This is a genomic window from Rhodococcus sp. R1101 (assembly GCF_000278445.1).
Taxonomy (GTDB): domain Bacteria; phylum Actinomycetota; class Actinomycetes; order Mycobacteriales; family Mycobacteriaceae; genus Rhodococcus; species Rhodococcus gordoniae.
In genome coordinates, this window is the sequence record NZ_AJVB01000145.1 from 1 (window position 1) to 8,397 (window position 8,397).

The 8,397-nt window shown below is 67.4% G+C and carries 8 protein-coding genes; 1 reads left to right on the forward strand and 7 read right to left on the reverse strand.

Annotation, left to right across the window (positions count from 1 at the left end):
• The 7 genes from R1101_RS0111415 to R1101_RS0111450 all read right to left on the reverse strand — a co-directional run.
• Positions 1-965, reverse strand: a 965-nt coding sequence (locus tag R1101_RS0111415; protein WP_016933564.1) for a cbb3-type cytochrome c oxidase subunit I, incomplete at its 3' end; no start/stop codon positions are given.
• A gap of 422 nt (positions 966-1,387) precedes the next feature.
• Positions 1,388-2,371 carry a TauD/TfdA dioxygenase family protein gene (locus R1101_RS0111425; protein WP_016933566.1) on the reverse strand — a complete coding sequence of 328 codons (984 nt, stop codon included), beginning with the start codon at positions 2,369-2,371 and terminating at the stop codon, positions 1,388-1,390.
• A 134-nt stretch (positions 2,372-2,505) separates the two neighbouring features.
• Positions 2,506-3,231, reverse strand: a complete 726-nt coding sequence (locus R1101_RS0111430) for a hypothetical protein (RefSeq protein ID WP_016933567.1) — start codon at positions 3,229-3,231, stop codon at positions 2,506-2,508.
• Between the two features lie 145 nt (positions 3,232-3,376).
• Entirely contained in the window at positions 3,377-3,886 is a 510-nt protein-coding gene (locus R1101_RS0111435; RefSeq protein WP_016933568.1) for a hypothetical protein, read from the reverse strand.
• Entirely contained in the window at positions 3,883-4,740 is an 858-nt protein-coding gene (locus tag R1101_RS0111440; protein WP_016933569.1) for a ParA family protein, read from the reverse strand. Before R1101_RS0111440 ends, R1101_RS0111435 begins: the two co-directional genes overlap by 4 nt.
• A 95-nt stretch (positions 4,741-4,835) precedes the next feature.
• Complete coding sequence (locus R1101_RS0111445) at positions 4,836-5,261, reverse strand: hypothetical protein (protein ID WP_232284729.1); 426 nt, start codon at positions 5,259-5,261, stop codon at positions 4,836-4,838.
• Positions 5,262-5,446: 185 nt separating this feature from the next.
• Positions 5,447-6,625 (reverse strand): hypothetical protein, encoded by a 1,179-nt coding sequence (locus tag R1101_RS0111450; RefSeq protein ID WP_051017520.1) that lies wholly within the window; start codon positions 6,623-6,625, stop codon positions 5,447-5,449.
• A gap of 836 nt (positions 6,626-7,461) precedes the next feature.
• On the opposite strand from R1101_RS0111450, the gene R1101_RS0111455 reads away from it, so the two are divergent.
• A partial coding sequence (locus R1101_RS0111455; RefSeq protein WP_026003160.1) for an ATP-binding protein occupies positions 7,462-8,397 on the forward strand: 936 nt, incomplete at its 3' end.

An 8,397-nucleotide genomic window follows, 5' to 3' on the forward strand; every position in this document is an offset into this window, starting at 1 on the left:
AACGGCAGCAGCACCGCGCCGGTGGCGTACATGTGGTGCGCCCACACGGCGATGGACAGCGCCGCGATCGCGATGGTCGCGTAGACCAGGCCGCTGTATCCGAAGATCGGCTTGCGGGAGAAGACCGGGAAGATCTCCGAGACGATGCCGAAGAACGGCAGTGCGATGATGTACACCTCGGGGTGACCGAAGAACCAGAACAAGTGTTGGTAGAGGAGCACGCCGCCGGTGGCGGGGTCGTAGATGTTGCCACCGATCACGCGGTCGACGAAAGCCCCCATGAACGCCGCGGCGAGGAGGGGGAAGACGAGGAGCACGAGGATCATCGTGATGAAGATGTTCCACGTGAAGATGGGCATGCGGAACATGGTCATCCCCGGTGCACGCATACAGACCACGGTGGTGATCATGTTGACGCCGCCGAGGATGGTGCCCAGACCCATCACCGCCAGACCCAGGAACCACAGGTTGCCGCCGATACCGGGTGAGTGGATCTCGTCGGCGAGCGGCATGTAGGACGTCCAGCCGAAGTCCGCGGCACCACCGGGAGTGATGAACCCGAATGCCACGGTGAGCGCGCCGAACAGGTACAGCCAGTAGCTGAAGGCGTTCAGGCGCGGGAAGGCGACGTCGGGAGCGCCGATCTGCAGCGGCAGGATGTAGTTCGCGAAACCGAAGACGACCGGCGTCGCGTACATCAGCAGCATGATGCCGCCGTGGTTGGTGAACAGCTGGTTGTACTGCTCGTTCGACAGGAACTGCAGGCCGGGGACCGCGAGCTCCGCGCGCATCAACAGGGCGAGCAGACCACCGAACAGGAAGAACGCGAACGATGTGAAGATGTACATCAGTCCGAGCTTCTTCGGGTCCGTCGTGGTGATCAGGTCGTGAAGGACCGCCCCCTTGGAGTGCGCTCGCGGCGGGTACGGCCGCGTGGGCTTGACGGGAGCGACAACCGCGTTCATCGGGCCTCCTCGAGCCGCCGTGCGGCGGCAACGGTGCGGCGCGGACGGGACCGGCGCGCGCGACGATCACCACCCGCGATGCTGCAGGTGCACCCAGAGTATGCGTTCCGTCACATATGCGCACCGGGTTCGCGGACGGAAGTGCCACTCGGATATCCCCACGGGAACGGACCGCCGGAACTCCTCCCGTATCCGGACGAGAACGTGTTCTACAGCGTGACCGTCGTCGACGTCGCGAGTCCCGAGTGGCGGGCACTCGTCGACGGCGTCGGCCCGCTCGAGCCGTACCGGGAAAAGGGGCCGACCGATCCGTTCATGCCGATCTTCACCTCGACGACGCGACACAGCCGGCGCGAGGAGCGCGACACGGTCGTGGACGCGGGATGCTTCGCGCTCCGACGACCGTGTCGCGCTCCGGTGGCTCAGCGCTCGCCGAAACCGGGCAACCGCGACGGCTCCTCCACCACGGAGTACTCGCTCGCGTCGCCCTGCACGACCCGGCCCTGTGTGCCGTCGACGCCGACGGGGATGTCGCCGGCGAGAGTGACGCGCTGCAGCCGCCGGGTGTGGCTGCCGAAATCGGCGATGCCGTAGTGCTGCGTGGCGCGGTTGTCCCAGATCGCGACATCGCCGCTCTCCCACGACCACCGGAAGGTGTTCTCCAACTTCGTGATCCGGCTCTGGAGGAGCTGGAACAACGCCGCGGTCTCCGACGGCTTCAGGCCGACGAACTCCTTCACGAAGTGACCGAGCAGCAGGGTGCGCTCACCGGTTTCCGGATGAATCCGCACGACCGGGTGGATCGTCTCGTAGGTGGTGCGGCGGAACTCGTCCTGATAGAGACGACGTTCCTCGGTCAGTGCCGGATCCGAACTGCCCACGTCGAGCTTCTCGGCGTAGTCGTAGAGGTTGGTGTGCAGGGCCCACAGGTTGTCGACGAGCGCTCTCAATGCGCCCGGCAACTGCTCGTAGGCGGCGGTCGTGGACGCCCACGTCGTCGCACCACCGTACGGCGGCAGGGTCACCGCACGCAGGATCGACGCCTTCGGAATGCGGTCGACGAAGCTGACATCGGTGTGCCAGCTGTTGGCGGCACCCTCGATGGGCAGCAACCGCGTGCCCTTCGAGTGGACCGTGGGGTGCGACTGGGTCTGTGTTCCGAGCAGACCCGCGAAGGCCCACTGCTCCTCGTCGTCGAGATGATGCTGACCACGGAAGACGATCGCCTTGTGCACGGCGAGCGCGTAGCGGACGGCCTCGACCGTCTCGGGGGACAACGACCCGGACAGGCGCACTCCGTCGATGCGAGCACCGATGTGCTGCCCCAGCCGGGTGACCGCGATACCTCCGGCCGCATAGACGGATTCGGCGGTGGTCGTGTCGCGATCGAGTTCGGTGATGGTCATGCGATCTCCCCTTCGGTGAGCTGAACCGGGCGTCGTGTACTGCGCCGGACCAGTTCACCGCCATCCGTCGCCCGAGTCGACGGTTGTGGTCACCGAGATCGAAAAGAATCGCCCCCGCTGCCGGGAGCGTACTCCTACCTGAGGACCTCGCTGCGCCAGAAGGTGTCTCCGTCGGGCAGTGTCTCGTGGTCGTCGAAGAAGGCGACGAGCGCCCGTGCCGCGGCTGTGGCGTCGGGGAAGCGGCGCCCCTCCATCGGCCCCCGGGTGATCTCGAGCGTCCCCGACGCCGGATCGACGCGCCCCTGGACGCGGTAACCCCCGATGTCGGCCACCACCGCAAACCGTCCGTCGTCGGCCTCTGGTTCCGCGACCGCCGGTGCGGCGGGGCGTTCCACGCGGGCGCCCGTGTCGGGCACGGGAGTCGGGTCGTGCCCGGGATCCCTGGTCTTCGCGAGACCGAGCAGATCCCAGTGATCGCGACCGTGAAGGACGTTGCTGCGCTGGATCGGATGGCTACCGGTGGGCGTCCGGCCGGGACGGTCGGCGAGCCAGAGAGCGACCTCCTCCTCGATTCCCGCTTCGATGTCGTCCGCGTCCACCACGAAGAACTCGGGTGCCGAAGGTGCGAGGTCGACGAACACCCAGTGCGACACCCCGGCGCCGCCGGCGGCGGGAACTCCGTCCCGGCGTCGCGCGAGCCACGGATCGCTCGCCGTCGAACACACCCGCACCACTCGTTCGGAGCCGTCAGTCCCGCGTACGCGGACGTCCCGTTGTCCGGAAATCGGCTCGGCCCGGCCGCCGCGCGCCGATACCTCGGCGACGAAAGCCGTGGCTCCCTGTCGGACGATGTCCCCCATGTAGGCTCCTCTTCTCGGTGCGCACATCGAGCGGTCGAGCGAGATCCGCGACTCGATGTACCCACGTCCTGCGGTCTCTGTCGAGACCGGAGGTCTCCAACGACCATACGTGGCTACGAACAGAACAAGAACCGTCTGTGACCTGTCACCGGAACACATCACCCTTCGTGGTGAGCGCCTTGACCCGTTCGACGACGCGGTCCTGAAGTTTGGACGGCGTGCGCCAACGCATCGCGAGCTTGTCGTAATCCATGGCGTGCTCGGCGATGATGTCCTTGAGTTGCTCGACGCCGAGGGACGACAGTCTCTCCCGCAGAGTCGCCTCTCCGCTCTGGCGGTACACCGCGAACGGATCGAATGCTCCGGGTGCACGCCGACTGCGGCGTGCGGGCGTCCTGGCTGCAGCAGGAGCAGCAAGGGCGGGAACAGGCATCGGGACCGCCGCGTCCGTCGTGACCGAGAGCGCCGTTGCCAGCGCCTTCGCGAAGCGCGGCGTGCGCGCCGCCTCGTCGGCGATCACCTGCACGAGGGCGACCAGTGCACCCGCTGTTCCGGGGGCCGTCTCGTCGAGACGGAGCAGCGCCGAACTCGCCTCGCCGATGCGCACCCGCAGACGCGCCTGTGCCATGTCGGTATCGGTGCCGGGATTCGTCACAGGTACACCTGCGCATTCATCATGATCGTCTCGGTGAGGATACGCAGTGCGTCGTACTGGCCGGTGTTGCCGTACTTGCGCTTGAGCGTGCCGTAGGGCACGTACTCGGCGGACGCCGCGATCTGGTTGGCTTCGGGCACCCAGGCGGGAACGACGTTCGCGATGCGATCGTCGCGCTGGAGTTGTTCGATGATGGTGCGGTGCAGATTCGATGCACTGCGATATTTCGTGATGACGAGACCGATCTCCCGCACCGAGTGCCCGGTCCGCTTCGCAAGCTCCCGAATCTTGTTCTGCAGCTGTGGAATTCCATAGGTGGACAGGATGTCGGGGATCGTGGGGACCAGATACCCGTCGGCGAGACGCAACCCGTTGAGCGTGAGGATGCCGAGATTCGGCGGACAGTCGACGAGGATGTAGTCGTATCGATCTGCGATGGGCCGCACTGCCGACAGCAGGATCTCGACGGGACGATGCGAGCCGGGATCGGCGTACTGCTGATGGGTGAGGCCTTCCTGGATGTCCATGAGGTCCAGGGACGACGCGAGCAGGTCGAGATCACGCACCGTACGGACGGGCGAGACACCACGCTGGACGGCCTTCTCGATGTCGAACTCGTCGGCATCGGGATCGATCGCCTTCCGGAAGAGCGTCGCGAGGGTCCGCCCGAGTTCGTTCAGTTCCTGCCAACGCTCCTCCCCCACCATCATCGTGGTGAGGTTGGTCTGCGGGTCGAGGTCGATCAGGAGCACTCGCTGCCCGAACTCCGCCGCCATGAACTCACCGAGCGCTGCCGTCGTCGTGGTCTTGCCGACGCCACCTTTCAGGTTGATCGTCGCGATTACCCGTGCCACCCCACACCTCTTCGGGAAAGAAAGTCTTCACTCGTTGTTGCGAGAAAAACTACCCGAGAGCGGACATACAGGGCAGCCGGGTGCCGCCTACCGGATCAGCGCCCCCTGGACTCGACGGCGAGACGAGGAATTCCGGCGAGCGCATCGGGCGTGACGCTCGAATCGGAGGTCCCGAAGCCGCTCAGGTACAGCGGCGGCTCGCGGTCGGCGACCGCGCGCACGACCTGTTCCTGCGAGACGAAGACGATCAGCCCTTCGGCATCGGCCCCCGGCAGGTTGCGCCAGGTCACGCCCGGCGTGTGCATCATCCGGTTGAGCTCGCTCATGAGCACCGGCACCCGGAAGTAGTACATCCGGTCCCACGACTCGATGCCCGCGGCGGCAGTGATCTCCCCGAGCGTGCGGGTCTGCCCCGAGACGAGGACGGATTCGAACTCGGCCTCGAGCCTCGGGTCGTCGACGACCGACACACTCGTCGACCCCGAACATCCCGAGACACCCAGCGCCACAACGACAGCCAACGCAGAACCTGTACGCACGAACCGCGACGCCACCGCGCCCCCTTGTGGATCGACCCCCGACCGGACCCGAGGAAGCTACCACCGGTTCGGACAAATACACCAGTGAGGCGGGTCACGTCCCGCGACTTCGGGTATCCGCCCCGAACTGCAGCCGAATCGGTGTGAGCGGTGACAGTGACTCCGGGTCACTCCTTCCCGGTGAGCTCCGCGATGTCCGTCCGCAGGGCACTGCGGAGGGCGCCCATCGACCCGGCCGCCGCCCCGAGCTGGTCGACCACGAAATCGGTGTTCTCCGCAGACAACTCGCGCACACCCGACCTGCCGATCAGATCGTCGATCCGCTCGTCGAGACTCGCGGTGCGCTGTGCGATGTGCGCGAGGTGCAGGTGGTCCTCGGCCCGCGTGAGGAGGTCTCCGATGCGCGCGAGAGCTGTGACGCGCGCGAGAATCTGATCCCATACCGGCGCGAGCGCGGCCACCCGCGATTCGAGCCCGGAACGCGCTTCCGGCGCCGACCGGACGGCGGCACGCAGCTCGTCGAGCAGATCGCGCAGAGCGACGGTGTCCACCGCGATCTGGGTGAGTTCCTCGGCGAGATCGAGCTGGGCTCGTTGAACCTCGAAATAGTCCGAACGCCACGCCGCCGAGGCCTCGATGCGGTCGTACAGCGACCCGGCGAGGAACAGCAGAGTGTCATAGCGGTCGACGAAGCGATCGTCCCCGGCGGGCCTCTCCTGCCCGAGCCGTTCGGCCACGCGGCGTCCGGCCTCAGCCAGCGGGGTGTGCTCGGACCAGCGGCTCACACGGTCGACGGCGACACCGAGCACCATTTCGCGCGCCTGCTCCACCGGCGCGACCGGCAGGGGTGCGGGAGTGCGTTGCAGGGCGGCGAACAGCGCTTCGCGTTGCTCGATCTCGAGGTGCAGTCCGTCGCGCCGGTCGCGGCGCACGGCGCGGACCCCCTGGGCGTAGTGCACCGGGGAGTGCACGACGGTCTGCCGCGCCATCCGGATGCGCTTGCCGAGTTCGTTGGCCCGGTACTCGAGTGCGAGCCGCGCGGCGCCGGGCCGCTGACCGGCGATGCGCGCGCGGATACGAGCGTGGTCGTCGGAGAGACGGCGCAGTTCCCCGAAGCCGTCGAGCGCGGGCAGGCGGCGTCCTGCCCGCCGGCGGTTCGCCACGATCGCGCGTGCAGATTCGTCGAGGTGGCCGGCGGCCAGCGCGACAGCTGCGGCATCCGACAGCGGCGCATGCCGGCCCTCGATGCTGCCGCCCTCGCACCATCGGCGGACCTGCCCGGCGATCCGGGCACGCCGGTCCACCGGCGTGCCGTCGTGGTCGGGCGCGTCGTCGCGGTCGGGGATGTGGGGTCGATCGGGCACGGATCCTCCTCGCGGGCTCGTCCGCCGTACACGCTCCTGCGACTCGGGTCGCAGGCGCACACTTCCACTGTTCCAGATTCCGCAAGGACTCGGAGGAATGCCCGGAACCGGCCCGGAACCCGGACCGCCGACGCTCCCGATTCGGGGCATCGCCACGCGCGTCCCGGTTCGGTTGAAAGCTGCACGTTTTCGCATCTCGTGACGGATGTCACAGGACTTCCGGCCGAGTGCGGCACGATGCGCCCGGTCCCGGATCGCGGACCGGTTCAGAGCACCCGAAAACCTCTGTGTACCAGCGCAAACGAGGAGTCGTTCGCGGCGGGCCACGAACGGTCCCGCAAGTTACCGATGGGTGTTACTGCACAGTACCGGCCGCGCCCTCACGCGCGACACCCCCTCCCGCGCCGCGCTCCCGACCGAAAGTCCCTGCGTCCGAGAGGCAGTGGGAGACTGCGGCCGAGGAGGAGCAGCGAGACCTTCCGCCAGGAGACGAAACGTGACAAACCCTCATGTTTCCTCCATGCTGTTATCCGAACGGAGCCTTCGCCCTGGGGGACGTGACCGCCGCAACCGGTGGCCGTAGCTGCGAAGATCTGTTCGAAACGGTCCTTCGGACACCGCGGATGCTGCCCGGTGGATCGACGACGAACACGCATGCCCATGCCAACCACGAGGAGCCGACCGCTACATGTTCCCGCTCGCGCCGCCAACACGAGACGTGGAACGTAGGACCGGTTAGTTTGTCCTCCTCATTGGGGTGGAGCTTCGAGACGCGCGCCCGATGCGTGCACAAACCATGGAGAACGGTGGCAACGAGTATGTTCAAGCGGATCGCAGTGGTCAATCGCGGTGAGGCGGCCGTACGCCTCATCCGGGCAGTCCGGGAGCTCAACTCCGAGCACGGCTACGACATCAGGACGATCGCTCTGCACACCGACGCCGAACGACGGGCGATGTTCGTCCGTCAGGCCGACGAAGGAGTGACCCTCCGCCCGTCGACCACGGCGGCGACCCCCTACCTCGATCACGCCGAACTCGAGCGCGCTCTGCTCGAGGCGAAAGCCGACGCCGTCTGGGTCGGCTGGGGCTTCGTCGCCGAGGACCCTGCCTTCGCCGAGCTCTGCGCCCGCCTCGGCATCACCTTCATCGGCCCCTCGGCCGACGCCATGCGTCTGCTCGGCGACAAGGTCGAGGCGAAGATCCTCGCCGAGAAGGTCGGGGTTCCCGTCGCACCGTGGTCCGGTGGACCGGTCGAGTCCCGCGCCGACGCCCGCCGCCACGCGCAGGCCATCGGCTACCCGCTGATCATCAAGGCCCGCTCCGGCGGCGGCGGCCGCGGCATCCGCAAGGTCTATGCGGAGGACGAGCTCGAACTCGCCCTCGAACGCACCCAGGGTGAGGCCGAGCGTTCGTTCGGCGACCCCGTCGTGTTCATCGAGCGTCTCGTCACCGACGCGCGCCACGTCGAGGTCCAGGTCATCGCCGACAAGCACGGCAACGTGTGGGCCCCGGGGGTGCGCGACTGCTCGATCCAGCGCAAGAACCAGAAGGTCATCGAGGAGTCGGCCTCTCCCCTGCTCACCAAGGAGCAGTCGGGCCACCTGCGCGCGGTCTCCGCGGATCTCGTCCGCGCGGCCGGATACGCCGGTGCCGGCACCGTCGAGTACCTCTACCAGCCCGACCTGAAGATCTTCACCTTCCTCGAGGTCAACACCCGCCTCCAGGTCGAGCACCCCATCACCGAGGCCACGACC

Bases quoted from the DNA above. Each gene is read 5' to 3' on its own strand.
- R1101_RS0111430 (WP_016933567.1), bottom strand. From the start codon at position 3,231: ATGGGGGACATCGTCCGACAGGGAGCCACGGCTTTCGTCGCCGAGGTA.
- R1101_RS0111425 (WP_016933566.1), bottom strand. From the start codon at position 2,371: ATGACCATCACCGAACTCGATCGCGACACGACCACCGCCGAATCCGTC.